Genomic DNA, 21,441 nt, shown 5'->3' on the forward strand with positions numbered 1-21,441 from the left:
TTTATTATAAACGATTTAAAGCAATCATTTTCAGAGCCGTGACCGCGGCCTCAACCCCTTTATTCCCCATATCTCCACCGCTTCGAGCCAATGATTGCTCTAGGGTGTTATCTGTAAGTACACAGAAGATAACTGGAATATCTGCTATTAAATTCAAATCTTTGATTCCGTGTGTAACTCCTTCACAAACAAATTCAAAGTGCATAGTTTCTCCTTTGATTACACAACCGATCACAATCACGGCGTCTAAATCTTCAAAGCGCTCAATCATTCGTTTAGCACCGAAAACCAGTTCAAAGCTTCCAGGTACATCCCATCGAATTAACCCCTCTTCTTGGAGACCACAATCTAAAAGTGTTTTCTTTGCTCCTTCAAATAAGCCTTCCGTAATTGTATCATTCCAATTTGATACGACAATTCCGACTTTCATGTCTGCAGCTGAAGGTAATTTTGTTTTATCGTAAGCCGATAAGTTTTTATTCGCTGTTGCCATATTATTGAGCAAGACCGATTAAAGACTCAACTAACGTCGCTTCCATAGCTGTTGAATAGTTGTTCTTAACCTCATTAAACATTTTCAACGCCTCCGCTTTCTTACCATCTTCTAAAGCAGCAATACCTGCTTTGTATAAAAATCGAGGTGTACTGAAATCATTTTTGTTGTGTTCTGCTGCTTTTTTATAGTAATCAAAAGCATCTGCATGTTGTCCTAATTCAGAGAAAGCATCTCCAATAGAACCTAATGCCAATGATCCAATCATAATATCAGAACCCAATTTATATTGCTCTAACTGCTCAATTGCTTTTTTAAACTCCCCTTGGTTTAGGTAAGTTGTTCCAGCATAGTAGTGCGCTAAGTTAGCAGATGATGTTCCTTTATAGTTGTCGATGATTCCTAAGAACCCTAATTTACCTTCTCCTCCATTTAAAGCTAAGTTAAATAGATTTTGTTTATCCGCTTCGTTTTTGAAAGCGTCAGTGTAATAAGATTGAGCTTGAAACATCTCATTTGCTGCTTCTTCATTTTTAGGCTCAACTACAAACTTATTATATCCAACATAACCAATAGTAACCAAAGCGATTGCTCCAACGATACCAAAAATTGCTTTTTGATTTCTCGCTACCCAACCTTCCATTTTATTTGCTCCTTGATCTAAGGAATTAAATACCTCTGCCGTAGTACTGTTAGAAGTATCAACTGAACTATACTGATCAAATTCGTTATCTACCGTTTCGTCTTGCGGTTTAGGAGCTTTATAACCTCTTTTATTATAAGTTGCCATGTATAAAAAGTTTAATGAAAGGCAAAAATATGATTTTTATTGTAATATAAAAGTGCTTACTATTAATATTTTTGATAATTTGCAACCAAATTAGACAATACAATCACTCACTCGTTAAAAATACCTTTATTCCCGTGTATTTAAAAAAAATAGATCTTCTAAATTTTAAAAATATTGAAGATAAATCTTTTGAATTTAATGCTAAAATAAACTGTTTTATTGGATTAAATGGCGTTGGCAAAACTAATATACTAGATTCGATCTACTATATCGCTTATGGTCGTAGTTATTTTAATCCTATTGCCGTCCAGAATATCAAACACGGAGCAGATTTTTTTGTTATAGATGGTACTTTTGAAAAAAATGGACAACGCGAGCAGATTTTATGCAGTCTAAAAAAAGGGCAAAAAAAAATCCTCAAACGCAACAATAAAAATTACGAGCGCTTTTCAGATCACTTTGGCTTTATTCCCTTGGTTATTATTTCACCCTCGGATAGCGATCTCATTATTGAAGGTAGTGAAACTAGACGCAAATTTTTAGATAGCGTGATCTCCCAAATGAACAGCAGTTATTTGCAATTGCTTATTCAACATCAAAAGTTGATTACACAACGCAATGCGCTATTGAAAAGCTTTGTAACGAACAATTATTTTGATCGAGACACATTAGAAGTTTACAACGAGCAAATTGAATTAATTGCGCAACCAATCTATGAAATTCGCCGTGATTTCTTACGGGAATTTATTCCGATTTTCAACCATTACCACCAATTGATTACAGGAAATAAAGACGATGTCAACTTAGTTTACGAATCGCAATTAGAACAACACAGCATGCGTGAATTGTTTGCTCAAAATATACAAAGAGACCGAGCTTTACAATATACTTCAGTGGGTATTCACAAGGATGATCTTATTTTTTTACTCAAGGGAAGTCCCATTAAAAAATTCGGTTCCCAAGGGCAACAAAAATCTTTTTTAATTGCCTTAAAACTCGCTCAATTTGAATTCTTAAAGAAGCAACATGGCATTGCGCCAATTTTATTGTTTGACGATATTTTCGACAAATTAGACGAACTTCGCGTGCGACAAATTTTAGAACTCGTCAACTTAGATACCTTTGGGCAAATGTTCATTACAGACACCCATTTAGATCGAACAGAAGCCTTACTCAACTCGATCAACCAAGATTTCAAAATCTTTACTGTAGAATAAAACAAACTGATACAAGAATACGCTATGATTCAAGAAAATGTCTCTCTAAAACCCTATAATACGTTTGGCCTTGACGTAAAGGCTAAGCGATTTGTACAAGTAAACACGCATACTGAATTAACGACAATTATTCAATCTACACCTGGAGAGGACTATTTTATTCTAAGTGGCGGAAGTAATATGTTATTGACGCAAGACCTTGATAATCTAGTTATTAAACTCAATATAAAAGGTATCGAAATCGTTGAAGAAAGCGACGATTTTATTTGGATTGAAGCCAATGCGAGTGAAGTATGGCATGATTTTGTACAATGGACCTTAGCAAGAGACTATGGAGGTTTAGAGAACTTATCGCTAATTCCAGGCCATGTTGGCACTACTCCCATTCAAAATATTGGGGCTTATGGTGTAGAAATAAAAGACACTATGATTCGCTGCAAAGCACTGAATATAAAAACACTAAACATTGAAGAATTCACCAATGCACAGTGCCAATTTGACTATAGAGAGAGTATTTTCAAAAAAGAAGCTAAAGACCAATACATTATTCTATCAGCAACCTATAAATTAACAAAGAAAAATCACCACTTACATACCAACTATGGCGTAATCCACAGCGAACTAGAAAAGATGGGGGTTACAACACCAACGATTCAAGATGTTAGTCAGGCTGTCATAGCGATTCGAAGCAGTAAATTGCCAAACCCAGCAGAACTGGGCAATAGTGGTAGTTTCTTTAAAAATCCGATTATCAGCAATGAGCTATATGAACATTTACGCGTAAAGTATCCGACAATCCCTGCTTATCCCATAGACGAACACAATACCAAAATTCCTGCGGGTTGGTTAATTGAAACCATTGGATACAAAGGCTATCGAATTGGGGATGCAGGAGTACATAGCAAGCAGGCACTAGTCTTAGTTAATTACGGTAAAGCCCAAGGCATCGAAATCAAAAAACTATCCGAAAGTATTCAAAATGAGGTTTTTAACATTTTTAATATTCACTTAGAAGCCGAAGTCAATATCTTTTAGAGGTATTGCACAAAAAAGCGATTATTGGTACCTTTGCTCCTCGATAAAATTGTATACACACCATGCTAACCATCTTATTTTACATACTGATTGGTATTTTACTGTTTCACGCGCTTTATTACGTTGTATTGTACAGCAATATTGCCTTCAATGGAGCCTTAAAAAACAGACCAACCCAACAGAGTATTCCCGTATCTGTTGTCGTGTATATCAAAGATAATGAAGCAGAACTTCCTGCCTTTCTTCAAGCTATACTCACACAAGAGTATGGAACTTTCGAGCTTATTTTAGTCAATAATGCTTCAGAAGATGAGAGTTTAGAACTACTTGAACAATTTGTAGCTCAACACAAATTTGCTCGATTAGTCAACGTAGAAAATAACGAGGCTTTTTGGGGAAATAAAAAATACGCTTTGACCTTAGGCATAAAGATTACCTCATTTGAACATCTTTTGTTTACAGAGCCGAAAACACTTCCCAATTCTCCTCTTTGGATTGCTAGTATGAGTGCACAATTCTCTGCTAAAAAACAAGTAGTTTTAGCCCACACCTCATTAGCGAAGAAGAAAAAAAGCTGGAGCAACAAATATGAGAGGTTTCAATATTTCCTTAAATCACTGCACAATTTTGTGTGGATCGAAATGGGCAAACCCCTTTATGGCAACAGCTACAATCAGGCCTATACGAAAAGTCTTTTTTACAAAGTAAACGGATTCATTAAGGAAATGAAAATCGTTCAAGGGGAAGAACAAGAGTTTATTAGACAAATTGCAACAAAAGCAAATACTGCTCTTACCATAGCTCCCGAAAGCTTAAACACCTTAGAGCAAAAGTCTTCCTGGAGCAGTGCTTTTCAAACGCAAAAAAAATATAGCTTGTTACTCAAACGCCTAGGTATTTTCAACCAACTGAAAGTGCGTTTTTACCACTTTAGTGTTTTGGCCTTTTACGTGGTATTACTCATTCTTTTACTTCATTTACATCTATGGGAAATAGTAGTAGGTATAGTTGTAATTCGATATATAATCACTACCTTCTACTTTGCAAAATTACTGAAGAATTTCCATGAAAAAGACTTGATTTGGATATTTCCTTTTTTTGAACTAATTCATATACTATCTGGTCATTATTTTGCGTTTAAACATTTCATCACACGTAAGAAAATTTGAAAACAAGTGTAACAAATCAAAATATAGAAGCAGCTAAAAGAGGAGATCAATCTGCTTTTACCTCCCTATTAAACCAGTATTGGTCTGAAGTATATCATTTCATTCTAAAACAAGCTGGAAACGAATCAGATGCAGAAGACATTACTATTGAGACGTTCTCTAAAGCGTTTAGTAGCATTGAGTCTTATGACAGTAAGTACGCTTTTAATACGTGGCTCATCACTATTGCCAAAAATGTACATATTGATCTCATTCGCAAAAGAAAAAATGTACACTTTGTGGATATTACGGATGAAGAACAACAATACAACAATATTATTGACGACTCGGAAACCATAGAAGATGAATTAATTCGGGAACAGAATTTAGAAATTTTCAAGAATTACATCCGCCTTTTAAAACCGCATTATCAAGAAGTAATCGAATTGCGTTTCTTTCAAGAGCTTTCTTATAATGAAATTGCCAGTATACTCAATGAACCGTTAAATAATGTCAAAATTAAAATTATGCGCGCAAAAAAATTGCTAGCAGAAATTATTTTAAAACAAATTGATCAGAATTTCACCATTTAGTTGAATAGCTATTGGCGCTGTTCCTTTTGAAGAACAACAATCGAGGAAGAAGTCAAAAAATCCCTTTATATCCCTCCATAGCGCACAAAACTCCCTAAAATCAACATCAAAATACTGATGAGGGTTACAGCAATAATGTGAAAAGTCATTAAAGGCAGTTTTTTACTATTTATTTTTAATCGCGGTAAAACATAGCACTGCGCACTCAAAGCAAATAAAACGATACTGAGCAGACAGAGCAGTTTAAGCGAAACAACTGTTTCAATTGGGGTTTTAAACGCAAACCAAGTTGCTATTTTCACGTTATACACATAAGCCATTCGCACTCCTGTTAGAAGTAGTATAGCTAAAGCTGGCATCCCTAGCCATTCATATCTACGTTCAAAATTGAATAGCATCGCAATGTTCTTTTCCTTCCAAACTTGAGGCAATACAACAATACTCAGCACGAGATGTCCACCTACCCAAATAGTAGCACTGAGTAAATGAAACAGCAATAAAATATGGATTTCACTCATAACGCCTTCTTTACTTTTTGCATTAGAACGAACAGAAACACGAAGTGCCTCTATAGGAAGAGGCACTCTTGTCTTGACTGAATCGTTTATTAGTTTACTTTCTGTTCTAAGAGAACCGCACTTGGAAAGAGAATATTATTTTCTAAGTGAATATGTTTGTGCAAATCTTCTTCAAACTCTTTCAACATGGCAAAAGTCACCTTATACGTATTACACGCATCAGCAGGCGGTGTATACTGATTAGAAAGAGCCGCAATTTTACGGAATCGCTCTCCTTCTCCGTCGTGCTCGTGCATCATCTTATTTACTGGATTTTCAACCGTACCAAAATGAGGTGCCTCTATAGCTTGACCTGTTAGGGTTGCAGCTACCATTTTGCGCACAAAGGGAAATAAAACCAATTCTTCTTTTTTCAAATGTTGGCTAAGCTCTTGCGCACAGCCGATAAATAATTCGTTAATTTCATGTAGCTCTGGATGTCTTTCTCCATGGACCTTGCTCAATTTATTGAGAAACTGCAAGAGTACAGGTATCTTTTCCTCAACATAGCGATGGTGCGTTTTCTCAATATAATCCGCTAGCAAATCTAAAGGCCAATGTCTAAAATCAATCGTATTCTCCGCTTGTTGACTCATCAAACGCTCTAGTTCTCCAATTAACGCTGTTGCCTCTAGGTTCTTTTTATCACATACCTCCGCTAAGGTGCGTCCGCCTTTACAGCAAAAATCAATTCCGTACTTGTTGAATATAGCTGCTGTTCTAAAATCTTCTGCTACAAATGAGCCTATTGTTCTATTTTTCATACCTTCTTTTTTTAGTTGTTTTTGAATCTCTTTTTTAGCGTTAATCCGCTTCTTCTTTTTTAAATAAAAGACATATAGATCTTTTATTTAGAGAATAAAAAAGGAAAACACGTTTCGCTCTCCTCTTTCTTACACAAAGATAAAACTTTGCGTTTAATTAAAAGACCTTTTTATCTTTTATTTTTACTAAAAAAAAGCGACACTACTTTTGGAGTATTGTCGCTGTACATTTTATCTTAAAACTAAAGCTGTAATTAGCTCCCTTTTTAATTCCTCGTTCAACATTTTGATAATTTTCTCTTTCCCGTAGCTCAATTCGTCCCGCACGATAGACGAAGACAGCTTGACGTATAGGGTATTTCGCTTAAAAGCTACATCTAACGTATACGAAACAATACCCGGCCCTAGTACCGTTTTCCAAGCCTCATATACATCAAACTCATTCAGTCCACTATCGAGGTTATTTTCTGTTCTAAAGAGCTGTAATAAATCAGACAATCCCTTTGCTTCTCTTACTCGAGGACTAATCTTATTCCGGTAATTAGGATTGTAGTTTTTACTCACGTTTACTCTTTAATTTGAACGGGATTTGCTCGTTTATAATAGTATTTGATCTTGGTTTCGTTTTCGACTACCATTTTTTCATCGGTAATACTTAACACTTGTTCTTCCCAAGTTGCGAAATCGGTTTTATAAACCAACCAAAGCGCACCTTCTTTTTCTGTGAGCACAAAAGATTCAGGTCTGTCATTGGTCAAGTACTCTCCATTAAACTGAGGAACTACTTTATAACGTACACCTGTTTGATCTTCTTTCAGTTCAAAGTAATCAATCGTTGAATTGATCGTATAGTCTTTTTCGGTACCATCGGGTAATTGGGCTTTTTCAATTTCCCAGTACCCATTGATATGAGCTACAACTGCCGCAGTATCCGCTTTAGATTGACACGCTTGTAAAACAACAACAAGAAGTAAGCTAGCAAAAATTTTTAATGTACGCATCCTTGACTCTTATTTAAAAAATGAATCGACAAATTCATATTTGTTAAACACTTGTAAATCTTCAATACCTTCGCCTACACCGATATAGCGGACAGGAATTCTAAATTCATCAGAAATACCGATAACCACTCCTCCTTTTGCTGTACCATCTAATTTGGTAACAGCTAAAGACGTTACCTCTGTAGCCGCTGTAAATTGTTTGGCTTGTTCAAATGCATTTTGTCCTGTAGAACCATCCAGTACAAGCATAACATCATGAGGTGCATCAGCAATAACCTTTTGCATCACGCGTTTCACTTTAGCAAGCTCATTCATTAAGTTTACTTTATTGTGCAAACGACCAGCTGTATCAATAATAACCACATCCGCATTTTGAGTCACTGCAGATTGCAAGGTATCAAAAGCGACAGAGGCTGGATCACTCCCCATTTGTTGACGTACAATAGGAACATCAACGCGATCAGCCCAAACTTGTAGCTGATCAATAGCTGCGGCTCTAAATGTATCAGCAGCTCCCAACACCACTTTTAAACCAGCCTTTTTAAACTGATAGGCCAATTTTCCGATCGTTGTTGTTTTTCCTGCACCATTTACCCCAACTACCATAATAACATAGGGTTTCTTATCTTTTGGAATTTCAAATTCTGTAGATTCACCTACTTCTGTTTCAGAAAGCAAACCTGCGATTTCTTCGCGTAAAATTTGATTTAACTCTTCTGTTCCAACGTATTTATCACGAGTAACTCTTGCTTCAATGCGCTCGATAATCTTTAGCGTTGTGTTTACCCCAACATCTGAGGTCACTAACACTTCCTCTAGATTGTCTAAAACATCATCGTCTACTTTAGATTTACCAGCTACTGCTTTGGTTAACTTAGAAAAAAAAGACGTCTTAGATTTTTCTAATCCTTTATCTAACGTTTCCTTTTTTTCTGAAGAAAAAATTCGTTTAAAAAAACTCATAACATTCCTATTAGTTTGTACAAATATAAAGAATAAAAGTATACCATCTTATAGCTGTTTGCTATAACTTAGAAGGCACTAAAAATGAAAAAAGCTACCTAATAAGGCAGCTTTTTTCAAGATATTTAATGGTAAATTACTTTTTACTCAAGAATTCATCTACAAAATCAGGAGCCATAACAGACTCAACAAATGTGTAAGCACCTGTCTTTGGAGATCTAACCATTTTAATTGCTTTAGTCAACTTCTTAGAAGATGTTCTTAAAGTAGCTACGGTTTTCTTTGCCATGACTTAATTATTTAATTTCTTTATGAATTGTTACTTTTTTCATGATAGGATTGAATTTTTTAATTTCCAATCTATCTGGTGTGTTTTTCTTGTTCTTCGTTGTGATGTATCTTGAAGTACCTGGTAAACCAGAAGCTTTATGTTCAGTACATTCTAAGATCACTTGGATTCTATTACCTTTCTTTGCCATCGTTTTCCTTGTTTTTTATGGTCGAATTATTTCACTAATCCTTTTACTCTTGCTTCTTTCAAAACAGCAGTAATACCTTTCTTATTAATTGTTTTTAATGCAGTGGTAGACAATTTTAATGTTACCCATCTGTCTTCTTCAGCAATGTAAAAACGTTTTTTAATTAAGTTTACAGAAAACTTTCTTTTTGTTTTATTCATCGCGTGAGAGACGTTGTTTCCAACCATTGCTCTCTTTCCAGTAATTTCACAAACTCTTGACATTATATCTAATCTTTTATTTCAATATTCAAAATCAGGGTGCAAAGTAACGAAAAAGATTTTTACTAAACAAAATCTTTCAACTATTTTTTTAATATTTCGCTATATACCAATTCCAAAGCGCGACTAATGGCGCGTTCAATAACCTGCTCTCTCGGTTGACCTAATTCAAATTTCAGCGCATGGCTTCCGTGATGCGAGGCTATCCCCACATATACTGTACCTAAATCTGCCTCGGAATCACCCTTAGCCGGACCTGCGTTTCCTGTAGTTGAAACGCCGTAATCAGATTGAAATTTAGCGCGAACTTGTTCCGCCATTTCGCGAGCTACTTGCTCACTTACCACGCTATTCTTTGCTATTGTTTCTTTTTGAACCCCTAAAACAGTTTCTTTAGCCGTTGTAGCATATGTAACCATCCCGCCTTTAAAATAAGCGGAAGCTCCTTCTTTTTCACTAAAAAGAACGGATAATCTCCCTCCTGTACAACTTTCTGCACAAGCAATTGTTCTCCCTTCTGCTTTTAGCTTTTCTATCACGACTTCAGCGCGACTCAAATCGGTATAAGCGCGAATATTTTCTTTGACTTTTGTGGGAATCTTTTCGATAAGCTCGTCCAATAAAACTTCAATCTGCTGTTTACTTGTTCCAACCGAAGACAAGCGCAGACGTACTCTACCTCTACTAGGTAAATAAGCCAATTGTACTTCCGACGGCAAGGCGTCTTCCCAATCAGTTAAATATTCAGCGAGTAAACTCTCCCCAATTCCGTAGACAACGATAGTTTTATGCACGTTAAAACGCAGGGTAAACTGCTCTTTTAACAGAGGAGTTAAACTATTTTCAACAATTCCCTTCATCTCAAAAGGAACACCTGGCAAAGACACATATTGCGTATTGCCTTTTTTCATCATCATTCCCGGTGCTGTTCCCAACGGATTAAATAGCACAGTAGCTTTAGAGGGAACCAGCGCCTGTTTGCGATTAAGATCTGAAATAGGACGTTTAAAATACTCCTCAATCAGTGCTTTCACATGAAGAAATACTTCGGCATTCTCTATCAACTCATCCTCGAAAAAACGACAAAACACTTGCTTGGTCAAATCGTCTTTTGTCGGGCCTAAACCACCCGTAATCAAAACCAAATCAACGCGATCTACTTGTCTTTGCATTGCCTCATTAATCGCGGATTCCGAATCGGAAATAGAGAGTATTTCAACGATTTCGAATCCCAACTTATCCAAGTAATTCGCTAAAAAATTTGAATTGGTATCTACAATTTGTCCAATTAAAATCTCGTCTCCTATGGTAATGATACTCGCTTTCACTCGACTGTTATTTGGTAATCTTTTTTAATTTCTTTCACAGCAGAACGCAAGTGTCTTCGCAGTGATTTATACACTTCTTTAATCTCCTTGGTTTTGCCTTTTTGCGCAATCCATTCTTGCACTCCATTGAATTCCTCACAGGCTTGATCCATCCCTAAGGTTTCTACAATGGGTTGCAAAACAGTTACGTGCTTTTGTAATTTTTCGTAATTCTTTGCATCGATGTGCTTTTTCATTTTATCCAATCGCTTTGACATTTGCTCTACATAAACAATAAGTTCTTCTACTACGTATTCTTCCTTATTGCTGTGCTTGTCATAAAGCGCTCTTACATCATAAAAAAGAGCCATAATTCGTTATTTTACGATTAAATCAAAAACTTTAGTATTTGCTATGTATCCTTCTAAAACATCACCAGGTGCAACTTTCCCAACACCGGCAGGTGTACCTGTAAAGATTAAATCGCCTGTTTTCAAAGTGAAATACCTTGAAATTTCAGCAATTAGCTCATCGATCTTCCAAATCATTTGCGCTGTTGTAGCCTGTTGAACTGTTTGTCCGTTTTGAACAAAAGAAAAAGCAAGTTCATCCACTGATCCTACTTCCGTTTTAGGGATAAAATCCCCTACAAAAGCTGAATTGTCAAATGCTTTTGCTTTCTCCCAAGGCAAGCCTTTCTCTTTCAACTTCGCTTGGATATCTCGAGCAGTAAAATCGATTCCCAACGATACTTGATCATAGTATTTAGAGGCAAATTTTGCATCAATATACTTTCCGACTTTTGTGATCTTCACCACCACCTCAGCCTCATAGTGAATATCTTCTGAGAAATCGGGAAGTACAAAAGGAAACTCTTTTCCCAAAAGAGCAGTATCGGGTTTGATAAACAATACCGGTTCATCTGGTCTTTCGTTATTCAATTCCGCAATGTGTTCAACGTAATTTCTTCCAACACAGATAATTTTCATAAAACCTCTCTTTTATAGTTTATTATTGAGTTTTCTCAACTTGATTCCAGTTAGCACCTTTTTAGTGTACAAGGGAAAATCTGCATTTTGAATCCAACCGTAATAACCCGGTTCATTTTCTAGTACTTCTTCCACTAACACACCTTTGTGTTTACCAAAAGTAAAAACCTCTTGCCCTTCTTCGTTTAATGCAATAAAACCTGCAAAATCAACACTTTTCTTTCTTGTAGTAAACTCAGACAAAAGACGCATATCATTTTCCAAATCGTCATATCGATCGAGTTGAGCTTTTAGGATTTCATAGGTTGCATGCGTATCTGCTGCTGCTGAATGGGCGTTCTCTAAGCTTTCGTTACAATAGAACTTATAGGCAGCACTTAATGTGCGTTCTTCTTTTTTGTGAAAAATAGTTTGAATGTCAACCGTAACGCGATTTCCTAAATCAAAATCAACACCCGCGCGAAGCAATTCTTCTGCTAGTAAGGGAATATCAAAGCGATCAGAATTAAATCCAGCTAGGTCAGCATCTTTAATTATTTGATAAACCAAGGGAGCTAATTCTTTAAATGTAGGCTCATTTGCAACTTTATCATCCGTAATCCCGTGAATTTTAGAAGATGCTTCTGGTATAGGACGCTCAGGATTGACTAACCATGTTTTACTTTCTTTATTTCCATTGGGAAATACTTTTAATATAGCTATTTCTACGATTCGATCTCTTGCTACATCGATTCCTGTTGTTTCTAAATCAAAAAAACAAATAGGTCTGTGTAATTTCAACTCCATACTTCTTGGTTTATTTAGCTACAAATATAACAAATGTAAAGTTTAGGGGATATAGATTGACCCGTTAACTTTTCATTCGTTCACTTTTGTTTCAACTCATTACGACCCTATAGCTGAGATTCCAAGACATACAAAGAACAAAAGCTATTCAAAGAAGAATAGCTTTTGTCCATCTATACAAACAACTTTACTAAGAAGTCTTTAGTTAAAAGGTGATTTTTTAACCTCTTCAGGAATATCACTAGACAAACTACCTAAAAACGCTACGATATCATCTAGCTGTTCTGTTGTCAAGGTAATATTGGTTTGAAGATCAGCCATAATTTTCACTGCTTCTTTTAGGTCACTTACGGATCCATCGTGAAAATAAGGCCCTGTATGTACAATATTACGCAGACCAGGTACTTTAAAGAAATAGTTTTCAGCTTCTTTATTACTTAAATCAGCTAAGCCTTTATCTACTTTTTCAGACTTTGTTGCGACCCAATAATCCCCATAAAGTCCAAATTTCTGAAACATTTGACCTCCCATGGCTACTCCGCTGTGACAAGTCATACAACCAACAGTCATAAAAGTCTCAAGTCCTTTTTGTTCTTGAACAGACAATGCGTCCCTATCGCCTTCTAGGTATTGATCAAATCGACTTGCGGGCATTAAGGTGCGCTCAAAAGCTCCGATAGCATTGGTGATATTTTTAAACGTAATAGGTTGTTTATCGCTTGGATAAACCGTCGCAAATTGTTCCTTGTACAATTCAACTTGACGCAAGCGCTCTTCCAGTTCTCTTTCGTTTTTAATATTGTGTTCCACAGGATTTAAGATTGGTCCTCCTGCTTGTTCTTCTACATCTTTTGCACGACCATCCCAAAACTGCATACTGTGCAAAGCTGCATGAAAAACCGTAGGTGAATTTCTACCTCCTAACGAACCATCATCTCCAGGAGAAAAAGCGAGATTATCCACGCCATAGGTATTCAAATTATGGCATGAGTTACAGCTGATATTCCCCTCTTTAGACAAACGCGTATCAAAGTACAAATACTTTCCTAAAACCACCTTTGCCGAATCTATTTCGGGAACGTCTACTGAAGAAATAGGTTGAAAAAAAGTTTTGGCTTGGGTAAATAACCCGCCATCCTCTTTTTGTACAAATTCAAATGCATTTGACTTATCCTGCTTACATCCTACAAATGATACTAATACAGCAACTAAAATCAGTTTTTTAATCATAATTCACACTACTTTTAATTCTAATATTAAATTACAGCCAATTTTTTTCTTAAACACTGATAATTATCACTTCATTTTGACAATTAAGATTTAAAAATAATCAATTATTAACACCCAAACCCTACTACTTTTGAATTAAAATGTGTTGAAAAACTACTATTATCTAAACATTATTTTGTTTTATTGAATTATTATCTTATTTTGGTCTTGTTGAATTACACAAATCAAGCTTATGAAAAAACTATTTCTTCTAACTATATTAGCCTTGGCGCCTCTTGTACAGAGTTGCCAAACTACTGAAACCATAGTTTCTTCACCTTATACCTTAGATAAAAACAAAACCAAAGTTTTTACCGCTAAAACACTACTTTTTAAAAATTACTATTTTACTTATAAAGATGGTAAGGCGACATTGGTGTATCAACAAGACAGCAAACTCAACGGCACGCAAACACCCATTTTTCTTACGTTAGAGGAAGATCAAACGTCAAAAAGACATCAATTATTTGTGGATTCATCCAAACAGATTTCAGTGCGTGTAATCAACAACAATCAAGTTAAATTGCGCTTAGACAAAGCTACTTATACACTGTATACCGAAAACTACCTAGAAGAAGTTCATCCTGATACGGAAAAAATTCTAGCTGATGTAGCGATTTGGAGAAAAGACAATTATTAGTTTTTGTTGATGGCGAGATGGTGAGGCGTTGAGATGGTGAGTACCTCTTATTCCAGAAAATTGCACTGCACTCTCTAACCTCATAACCGTTCACGCATAACCAAAAAAAAAGTCCCCGACTTTCATCGAGAACTCTTTATTCCATTTAGATTTTTTTACTCTAATTCTTCTTTTTCATGGTGATCTGCGTAATTAACAACTTCATCATAGTTGTCATTTTCGTAATCTTCTTCACCTGAATCAAATAGAACAACATTTAATCGTTTAAATAACAAACCTAACATTCGTTTTTGTCCTTCTGCATCAAGATCAAATTGCATTTTTACTAAATGCTCTTTGAAAGGTGTACTTTTTACTTTATCAACACAAAGCATAGTTAATTCAAAATCTTGAATTCCCTGTAGAGAAACCCCTACCACCTTAAAACGCTCTTGATCTACACCGAAGTACTCCCCAATACTGCTGATGTAATTCCCTTTGTTAACTGCGATCATATCTGATATGTCCGCAGCCACAGTACCTTTAAAATCGTTATACTGTACTTTTGCTTTCATAAACAACAAATTTTAATTTTTTTCTACTGTGAATTTAAGAAATATTACTTTATCCAAAAAACACAACTCTGTTTTTACAAATACATCATTTTTATAACAAAAAAACAAGCAATAGTAAATGTTTTATACTAAATACAAATAAATACGTTATTCTCAACAGGACTATTCAACCATAAATACAAAAAATTAACACCAAAAACACAAGTAAATCAAACAAAAAATGCAAAAATTTATGATAAAACACTAAAAATAGAAATTTATGAATACAAAGTAGTCATTTTCTACAAAGAGAGGTTTTAAAACTTTCAATAGATTGACGAGTCCAACATAGTAGAATCACACAGGTATAAAAAAAAGGAAAGACAATGTCTTTCCTTTTTTTTTCTTTTCTTTTTCTATAGCATTTGAACAACAACTAGCAATCTTTTTCATAGCTAATAACAATCTTACTTTGTTGCTGTTCTATCCTTTAGACAAGAGGGGTGATCAAAAGTCACATAATTAAGTTTTATTTAACACATTACTTCTCCACGAACGAAGAGATTAAGTGTATCAGGTGAGAGAAAAGGAATATTTAATCCCAAACCTCTAATGATAAATAGCATACCAATCAGTATAATAACAAGGGGATAGTACTTCATGACTCCCCTTCTAAACGAATCTGAGAAAAGATTTTTAAAGTAAATAACTAAGCTCATTAAGGGAATTGTTCCAAGGCCGAACAAAGCCATGTATCCCATTCCCAGTAGTACATCTTGCGTAGCCAAAGCACCAAACAAGGCGACATACACCATTCCACAAGGTAAAAACCCATTAAAGAAACCAATGAAGAACAAGGCGCTCGGTGATTTCTTTTTAAACTGTTTTCCCAAGGAAGACTTAATCCAATTTACAAAGCGATACAGCGGTTTTAAAAGGTTAAAATTTCCAATTCTATTGGTGGGTATAAGCGCAAGTACAATCATAATAACCCCTACTACAATTGATAATTGTTGCTGAAAACCAGCCAGATACAAACCTTTACCAAACAGACCAAAAACAAAGCCCAATAAAGAATAGGCAGATATCCTACCTATGTGATAGGTGAACATCTGCCTAATTTTTGAAACCGGATTGTTTTGGCTAATTGGCAACATCAACGCAATCGGTCCACACATTCCAATACAATGCAGACTGCTTACTAAGCCAAAAATAAGTGCCGAAATCAATACCTCTACTTAATTGTTATTTTTTTTACATTTCTATACGAGACATCGTTATAGTTCCACTCGACCACAATATCCCAACGACCGTCTACCAGATTTGTGTTAGGTATGAGCAAATTGGAAGAAGACAATGATATGAGAGTATCAAAGTCTAATTGCTGGTTAGACGGTCTGTATAGGAATATTTTTCCATGTATTTTGTTATAGTCAAAACTGTCTGGAAACGTTATCTTTATTCCATCAGTTGTACTGTATATTGTAACTTGTTCTTCGAGTTTTAGTGCTTCCATTTCTCTCTCACGACGGGAATCTACCTCAACTTCTTGTTGATAGTAATTTTCTGTTACGAGTTGATTATCGTATTTCGAATCAACTTGTACGCGAATCACATATTGTAAAATGAATATCATAAATAGCCCAATTGCTATGACGATACCTGTTCCAAAATTAAATTTCATACCTAACTATTTTTAATTTTTAATTCAATAAACGAGGTCCTAAGAAGTTGGTTTTGGTTGTTTGAATCAAACGATCCCCATCATATACTTCAATAATAACCTTCGTGCTATATCCATCGAGATCTTTTTGCGGAATTTCGATAAATAATACTCCTTCACTATAGTTTTCTTTTTTCACCTCGATGACGTCTTTCCCTACCATTTGCACTTGTGCTCCTTCTGGTTTTTTCACTTTAAACGTAAGATTGTCATAATCTTTCATCGTTTTATTCATAATTTTAAACGTGTAGACATTAGAGATATTAGCTCCTTTGTGTTCAAACGTTTTACCCGCTACACGCAATACCCTAGCTTCAACATCGGTTCTTAAAAACACCAGTCCGATTAACAAAACCACCAGAATAGATAAAACAGCGGTATATCCTTTTTGGCGCGGTGTAAATTTATAGCGTTTATTCTCAACAATTTCTGACTCAGAAGCATAGCGAATTAACCCTTTAGGGAATCCTGCTTTCTCCATCACGAAATCACATTCATCAATACAAGCGGTACAGTTTACACATTCTAACTGTGTTCCATTTCGGATATCAATACCTGTTGGACAGACATTGACACATTGTTTACAGTCGATACAATCTCCGAATCCTTCCGCTTTTCTGTCCATGCCTTTTTTAAACTTGGCTCTTCCATTTGTACTTTCTCCACGTACGTGATCATAAGCGACAATAATCGATTTATCATCGAGTAAAACCCCTTGTAAACGTCCATAAGGACAAGCAATTACACATACTTGTTCTCTAAACCAAGTAAATACAAAATAGAATGCACAAGTAAAAATAATCAGTCCAATAAAATTCCCCATGTGAACAAAGGGTCCATCTTCTATCATGGCAAGTACAGCGTCACTTCCGATGATATAGGACAGAAAAACGTTGGCAATAATAAAAGATATCACAAAGAAAATGAACCACTTCAACAGTCTCTTGCGCACTTTCTCTGCATTCCAAGGTTGTTTGTCTAATCTCATTTGTGCTCCTCTATCACCGTCGATCCAATATTCGATACGTCTGAAAACCATTTCCATAAAAATAGTTTGCGGACAGATCCAACCGCAGAAAATACGACCGAAAGAAACCGTAAATAAGGTTACAAAAACAACACCGATAATCATTGAAATTACAACCAGATAGAAATCTTGTGGCCAAAATGGAAAGCTAAAAATGTTGAATTTTCGATCAATAACATTAAATAGCAAAAATTGATTTCCATTTATCTTAATGAAAGGGGCTGTTAGCAAAAAAGCCAGTAAAAGATAACTAACTACTTTTCGCTTGTTGTAAAATGGGCCAGACGGCTTTTTAGGATAAATCCATGCTCTTTTACCATCTTTGTCAATGGTACTTATCGAGTCTCTAAAACTCTCATTATTTCCATTTTCCATAGCCTTGTGTGTTTTTTATAAAAGGAGTTGAGCCCGTATACTACTCACTCAACTCCTTTTCTTATGTGTTTATTAGTTTTTTTTGTTTGATCTATGGATTACTCCTGAGCTGGTTCAGCTTCATCAGCCGCTGGAGCTTCCACAGCATCCGGTTTTGCTTCATCAGCTGCCTCGTCATTCGTTGCTGCTAATTCCGCTTTAGACCAAATGATATCTCCTTCTGCCTCTTTCGGGCTTGCTGGAGTTGTACCATTTAAAGAAATAACATAGGATGTTACCTTTTCGATTTCCGATGGTTTTAGTGTTTTTTCCCAATCCACCATTCCTTTTCCAGGTCTACCCCCTTTGGCGATGGTATGGAAAATATTTTTCACTCCTCCACCTAAAATCCAATGATCATCCGTTAAGTTTGGTCCGATTCCTCCTCCACCATCAGCTTGGTGACAAGCTACACAGTTCATATCAAAAATCTTCTTCCCTGCCGCTAGCGAACCTTCATCTGTTAAGTATTTTGCATCTTCTGCTGAAATTAAATCAGCAGCCGTTTTTTTATACTCTTCGATTTGTTCTTTCGCAATAGCCATTGCTTTTTCGTATTCTACAATTTGGTTGTCGCCTCCAAATACGTGGAATCTCAATAAGTAAACAACAGAGAAGATAACAGTCACGTAGAACAACCCAACCCACCATGGTGGTAACTCGTTGTCTAGCTCTTTAATACCATCATAATCATGCTCTAACAACAACTCGCTTTCATCGCTAATAGCTTTAGTACGCGTCATTTTCTGCATTAACTTCTTCACCCAAGGTCTATCCGCAAACGAAAGACTATCTTCTTTTTCTTTCGCTGCGATTTCTTCAGCTGTCATCAATCGTCTTAACACTCTATTGGTTGCCGAAGCAACAATTTCAACAGCGATTAAAGCGAATAAAAACAATCCCAACAAAATAAGCACCGCAGGATGATCTACAAAAGCAGGTCTTTGTGCTGTTCCGCCTGCCACCCATTCTACTAGTACGTAAAATAGCACGAATAGTAATGGAACTCTTACATATACTGGAAAATACTTTTTCATAATTTTTCTGAATTAGGATCAACATTGTGCTTTTCATCATCTAGAAATGGCATATTGCTCAATTCTTCGATCGTTTCCTTTTTGTAGGTAAATACCCATACGAATAGGCCAACAAAAAAGGTAAAGAATATCAGCAATGAGATAATAGGGTAAATTTCTATTCCTCCTATTGTTTCCATTGTATGCTTAATAAATTTCAACATAATGTATCATCTTTTTATTATTCCTCAACTCTATTTTTGATGTCTGTACCTAAACGTTGTAAGTAGGCAATCATCGCTACAATCTCACGCTCACTCATCGGAACGAACTCTTGTCCATTTTCTCTAGCTGCTTTTTCGCTCGCTAAATATGATGCAGTATAATCAGGATCTGATTGTAAGTTCAACGCTATTTGCTCTCCTTGATCTTTCATGGATTGTCTTGCATTTGCAATATCTTCATCCGTATAAGGAACACCTAACGTTCTCATCACGCTCATTTTCTTTTCAATAGTAGAGAAATCAGCTTGTTTGTTATCGAACAACCATTTATATCCTGGCATAATAGACCCTGGAGACGTTGATTGTGGATTATACATGTGGTTAAAATGCCAGTTATCAGAATATTTCTGTCCTAATCGCATTAAATCCGGTCCTGTACGTTTAGATCCCCATAAGAACGGGTGATCATATACATACTCTCCTGATTTTGAATACTCTCCGTAACGTTCAACTTCCGAACGGAAAGGTCTAATCATTTGAGAGTGACACCCCACACATCCTTCGCGGATATACAAGTCTCTACCTTCTAATTCTAATGGTGTATACGGTTTTACACTTGTGATTGTAGGAATGTTAGACTTTACAAAAATAGTTGGAATAATCTGTACAATACCTCCAATTAAAATAGCAACTGTAGTAAGAATAGTAAATTGAATTGGTCTTCTTTCTAACCAAGTATGCCAAGCCTCTCCTCTTAAACGAGAAGCAGAAATTCTCTTTAATTCTGGTGCTTCTGCAAGTTCATCTTCTACTGGTTTACCAGCTCTTACTGTTTTGTATACTAAGTAAATTAATACAAATAATCCGATTAAGTAGAATGAACCTCCAATTGCACGCATCACATACATTGGCATGATCGCTGTTACTGTTTCAAGGAAGTTACCATATTTTAACGTTCCTGAAGGATCAAAATCTTTCCACATTAAGTGTTGAGAGAACCCTGCTACATATAAAGGAATTGTATAAAGAATAATACCCAACGTACCGATCCAGAAGTGGAAATTGGCTAATGTTTTAGAATACAATTCTGTTTTTGTCATTCTAGGAATCAACCAATACACCATACCAAATGTCATAAATCCGTTCCATGCTAAAGCACCTACGTGAACGTGAGCAATAATCCAATCCGTATAGTGCGCAATTGCATTTACGTTTTTCAAAGACAACATCGGTCCTTCAAACGTCGCCATTCCGTATCCTGTAATACCTACAACGAAGAATTTCAATACAGGATCTACTCTAACCTTATCCCAAACTCCACGTAAAGTAAGAAGTCCGTTAATCATACCTCCCCAAGATGGAGCAATCAACATAACAGAGAATACAACTCCTAAGTTTTGCGCCCATTCAGGTAAAGCGGAATATAATAAGTGGTGTGGTCCAGCCCAAATGTATAAGAAAATTAAAGACCAAAAGTGGATAATAGATAGACGATATGAATACACTGGTCTATTAGCAGCTTTTGGTAAGAAGTAGTACATCAATCCTAAAAACGGTGTTGTCAAGAAGAAGGCAACGGCATTATGTCCGTACCACCACTGCACCAGTGCATCTTGAACCCCTGCGTACACAGAATATGATTTCAATCCGTGAACAGGCAACTCTAACGAGTTAAATATGTGTAATACTGCTACTGTAACGAAAGTTGCCAAATAGAACCAAATCGCAACGTAAATATGACGCTCTCTACGATTAATGATCGTCATAATCATGTTGATCCCGAAAGTAACCCAGATAACCGCAATAGCGATATCGATAGGCCATTCTAATTCAGCATACTCTTTTGAAGTAGTAAAACCTAGAGGCAAGGTGATTGCTGCAGCAGCAATAATAGTTTGCCATCCATAAAAGTGAATGTTACTCAGAACATCACTGTACATTCTTGACTTACACAAACGTTGTAAAGAATAGTAAACCCCAGCAAAAATTGCATTTCCAACGAAAGCAAAAATAACTGCATTCGTATGTAGCGGACGTAGTCTTCCATAGCTCAACCAAGGAATACCATCGGTTAAGTTAGGAAATATAAACATTACCGCTAATAGCAATCCTACAAGCATCCCTATTGCACCAAAAAAGATCGATGCGTAAAGGAATTTCTTTACAATTTTGTTGTCATAATAAAATTGTTGCACTTCCATAGTTGTTTATAT

At 35.9% G+C, this 21,441-nt stretch carries 27 protein-coding genes; 5 read left to right on the forward strand and 22 right to left on the reverse strand.

Annotated features, from left to right (window positions below; all coding sequences use genetic code 11):
• Positions 1 to 4 precede the first annotated feature (4 nt).
• Positions 5 to 493: a 6,7-dimethyl-8-ribityllumazine synthase gene (gene ribH, locus ACPDG9_RS00155; RefSeq protein ID WP_430525844.1), complete on the reverse strand. Its 489-nt coding sequence runs from the start codon at positions 491 to 493 to the stop codon at positions 5 to 7.
• A gap of 1 nt (position 494) precedes the next feature.
• The gene (locus ACPDG9_RS00160; RefSeq protein ID WP_430525845.1) at positions 495 to 1,283 is read right to left on the reverse strand and encodes a tetratricopeptide repeat protein; all 789 of its coding nucleotides are present in this window, start codon (positions 1,281 to 1,283) and stop codon (positions 495 to 497) included.
• Between the two features lie 134 nt (positions 1,284 to 1,417).
• Between ACPDG9_RS00160 and recF the strand changes: the two genes are divergently transcribed.
• The 4 genes from recF (at position 1,418) to ACPDG9_RS00180 (ending at position 5,276) form a co-directional block, all read left to right on the forward strand.
• Positions 1,418 to 2,500 (forward strand): DNA replication/repair protein RecF, encoded by a 1,083-nt coding sequence (gene recF / locus ACPDG9_RS00165; protein ID WP_430525846.1) that lies wholly within the window; start codon positions 1,418 to 1,420, stop codon positions 2,498 to 2,500.
• A 24-nt stretch (positions 2,501 to 2,524) separates the two neighbouring features.
• Positions 2,525 to 3,535, forward strand: coding sequence for a UDP-N-acetylmuramate dehydrogenase (gene murB, locus ACPDG9_RS00170; protein WP_430525847.1), 1,011 nt, complete (start codon positions 2,525 to 2,527; stop codon positions 3,533 to 3,535).
• A 62-nt stretch (positions 3,536 to 3,597) separates the two neighbouring features.
• On the forward strand, positions 3,598 to 4,704 hold the full coding sequence (locus ACPDG9_RS00175) for a glycosyltransferase (RefSeq protein WP_430525848.1): 1,107 nt from the start codon (positions 3,598 to 3,600) through the stop codon (positions 4,702 to 4,704).
• Positions 4,701 to 5,276, forward strand: coding sequence for an RNA polymerase sigma factor (locus ACPDG9_RS00180; RefSeq protein ID WP_430525849.1), 576 nt, complete (start codon positions 4,701 to 4,703; stop codon positions 5,274 to 5,276). The genes ACPDG9_RS00175 and ACPDG9_RS00180 overlap by 4 nt, the downstream gene beginning before the upstream one ends.
• Before the next feature lie 65 nt (positions 5,277 to 5,341).
• Here ACPDG9_RS00180 and ACPDG9_RS00185 read toward each other — a convergent pair whose 3' ends face one another.
• The 13 genes from ACPDG9_RS00185 to ACPDG9_RS00245 all read right to left on the reverse strand — a co-directional run bounded on the left by ACPDG9_RS00185 (position 5,342) and on the right by ACPDG9_RS00245 (position 13,612).
• Positions 5,342 to 5,794 carry a CopD family protein gene (locus tag ACPDG9_RS00185; protein WP_430525850.1) on the reverse strand — a complete coding sequence of 151 codons (453 nt, stop codon included), beginning with the start codon at positions 5,792 to 5,794 and terminating at the stop codon, positions 5,342 to 5,344.
• An 89-nt stretch (positions 5,795 to 5,883) separates the two neighbouring features.
• Positions 5,884 to 6,597, reverse strand: a complete 714-nt coding sequence (gene ric / locus ACPDG9_RS00190) for an iron-sulfur cluster repair di-iron protein (RefSeq protein ID WP_430525851.1) — start codon at positions 6,595 to 6,597, stop codon at positions 5,884 to 5,886.
• Positions 6,598 to 6,828: 231 nt separating this feature from the next.
• Positions 6,829 to 7,161 (reverse strand): DUF721 domain-containing protein, encoded by a 333-nt coding sequence (locus ACPDG9_RS00195; protein WP_430525852.1) that lies wholly within the window; start codon positions 7,159 to 7,161, stop codon positions 6,829 to 6,831.
• A gap of 2 nt (positions 7,162 to 7,163) precedes the next feature.
• A complete protein-coding gene (locus tag ACPDG9_RS00200) occupies positions 7,164 to 7,598 on the reverse strand; it encodes a lipocalin family protein (protein WP_430525853.1) in 435 nt (144 codons plus the stop codon).
• Positions 7,599 to 7,607: 9 nt separating this feature from the next.
• Positions 7,608 to 8,561: a signal recognition particle-docking protein FtsY gene (gene ftsY / locus ACPDG9_RS00205; protein WP_430525854.1), complete on the reverse strand. Its 954-nt coding sequence runs from the start codon at positions 8,559 to 8,561 to the stop codon at positions 7,608 to 7,610.
• 136 nt (positions 8,562 to 8,697) lie between these two features.
• Entirely contained in the window at positions 8,698 to 8,850 is a 153-nt protein-coding gene (locus tag ACPDG9_RS00210) for a DUF4295 domain-containing protein (protein ID WP_002990306.1), read from the reverse strand.
• A gap of 7 nt (positions 8,851 to 8,857) precedes the next feature.
• Positions 8,858 to 9,040: a 50S ribosomal protein L33 gene (rpmG, locus tag ACPDG9_RS00215; protein WP_002990305.1), complete on the reverse strand. Its 183-nt coding sequence runs from the start codon at positions 9,038 to 9,040 to the stop codon at positions 8,858 to 8,860.
• A 26-nt stretch (positions 9,041 to 9,066) separates the two neighbouring features.
• Entirely contained in the window at positions 9,067 to 9,303 is a 237-nt protein-coding gene (gene rpmB, locus ACPDG9_RS00220; protein WP_002990304.1) for a 50S ribosomal protein L28, read from the reverse strand.
• Positions 9,304 to 9,383: 80 nt separating this feature from the next.
• Positions 9,384 to 10,628, reverse strand: coding sequence for a competence/damage-inducible protein A (locus ACPDG9_RS00225; protein WP_430525855.1), 1,245 nt, complete (start codon positions 10,626 to 10,628; stop codon positions 9,384 to 9,386).
• Complete coding sequence (locus ACPDG9_RS00230) at positions 10,625 to 10,978, reverse strand: hypothetical protein (RefSeq protein WP_430525856.1); 354 nt, start codon at positions 10,976 to 10,978, stop codon at positions 10,625 to 10,627. The genes ACPDG9_RS00225 and ACPDG9_RS00230 overlap by 4 nt, the downstream gene beginning before the upstream one ends.
• A 6-nt stretch (positions 10,979 to 10,984) precedes the next feature.
• The gene (locus ACPDG9_RS00235; RefSeq protein ID WP_430525857.1) at positions 10,985 to 11,596 is read right to left on the reverse strand and encodes a fumarylacetoacetate hydrolase family protein; all 612 of its coding nucleotides are present in this window, start codon (positions 11,594 to 11,596) and stop codon (positions 10,985 to 10,987) included.
• 12 nt (positions 11,597 to 11,608) lie between these two features.
• On the reverse strand, positions 11,609 to 12,382 hold the full coding sequence (locus tag ACPDG9_RS00240) for an exonuclease domain-containing protein (protein ID WP_430525858.1): 774 nt from the start codon (positions 12,380 to 12,382) through the stop codon (positions 11,609 to 11,611).
• A 201-nt stretch (positions 12,383 to 12,583) separates the two neighbouring features.
• A complete protein-coding gene (locus tag ACPDG9_RS00245; protein ID WP_430525859.1) occupies positions 12,584 to 13,612 on the reverse strand; it encodes a cytochrome-c peroxidase in 1,029 nt (342 codons plus the stop codon).
• A 232-nt stretch (positions 13,613 to 13,844) separates the two neighbouring features.
• Here ACPDG9_RS00245 and ACPDG9_RS00250 point away from each other — a divergent pair, with 232 nt between their 5' ends.
• Positions 13,845 to 14,291 (forward strand): hypothetical protein, encoded by a 447-nt coding sequence (locus ACPDG9_RS00250; RefSeq protein ID WP_430525860.1) that lies wholly within the window; start codon positions 13,845 to 13,847, stop codon positions 14,289 to 14,291.
• A 155-nt stretch (positions 14,292 to 14,446) separates the two neighbouring features.
• Here the strand turns inward: ACPDG9_RS00250 and ACPDG9_RS00255 are convergent, their stop codons facing one another.
• The 7 genes from ACPDG9_RS00255 to ccoN all read right to left on the reverse strand — a co-directional run bounded on the left by ACPDG9_RS00255 (position 14,447) and on the right by ccoN (position 21,429).
• A complete protein-coding gene (locus ACPDG9_RS00255; RefSeq protein ID WP_430525861.1) occupies positions 14,447 to 14,845 on the reverse strand; it encodes a hypothetical protein in 399 nt (132 codons plus the stop codon).
• Positions 14,846 to 15,357: 512 nt separating this feature from the next.
• Positions 15,358 to 16,053, reverse strand: coding sequence for a sulfite exporter TauE/SafE family protein (locus ACPDG9_RS00260; RefSeq protein WP_430525862.1), 696 nt, complete (start codon positions 16,051 to 16,053; stop codon positions 15,358 to 15,360).
• 5 nt (positions 16,054 to 16,058) lie between these two features.
• A complete protein-coding gene (locus ACPDG9_RS00265) occupies positions 16,059 to 16,508 on the reverse strand; it encodes a FixH family protein (protein WP_430525863.1) in 450 nt (149 codons plus the stop codon).
• A 19-nt stretch (positions 16,509 to 16,527) separates the two neighbouring features.
• On the reverse strand, positions 16,528 to 17,949 hold the full coding sequence (gene ccoG / locus ACPDG9_RS00270; RefSeq protein ID WP_430525864.1) for a cytochrome c oxidase accessory protein CcoG: 1,422 nt from the start codon (positions 17,947 to 17,949) through the stop codon (positions 16,528 to 16,530).
• 98 nt (positions 17,950 to 18,047) lie between these two features.
• Positions 18,048 to 19,025, reverse strand: coding sequence for a cbb3-type cytochrome c oxidase N-terminal domain-containing protein (locus ACPDG9_RS00275; RefSeq protein WP_430525865.1), 978 nt, complete (start codon positions 19,023 to 19,025; stop codon positions 18,048 to 18,050).
• Positions 19,022 to 19,228: a cbb3-type cytochrome oxidase subunit 3 gene (locus tag ACPDG9_RS00280; protein ID WP_158961321.1), complete on the reverse strand. Its 207-nt coding sequence runs from the start codon at positions 19,226 to 19,228 to the stop codon at positions 19,022 to 19,024. The genes ACPDG9_RS00275 and ACPDG9_RS00280 overlap by 4 nt, the downstream gene beginning before the upstream one ends.
• A gap of 17 nt (positions 19,229 to 19,245) precedes the next feature.
• Positions 19,246 to 21,429, reverse strand: coding sequence for a cytochrome-c oxidase, cbb3-type subunit I (gene ccoN / locus ACPDG9_RS00285; protein ID WP_430525866.1), 2,184 nt, complete (start codon positions 21,427 to 21,429; stop codon positions 19,246 to 19,248).
• Between the last annotated feature and the right edge of the window lie 12 nt (positions 21,430 to 21,441).

The organism is Myroides sp. C6-3, from assembly GCF_050522425.1.
Lineage (GTDB): Bacteria > Bacteroidota > Bacteroidia > Flavobacteriales > Flavobacteriaceae > Flavobacterium.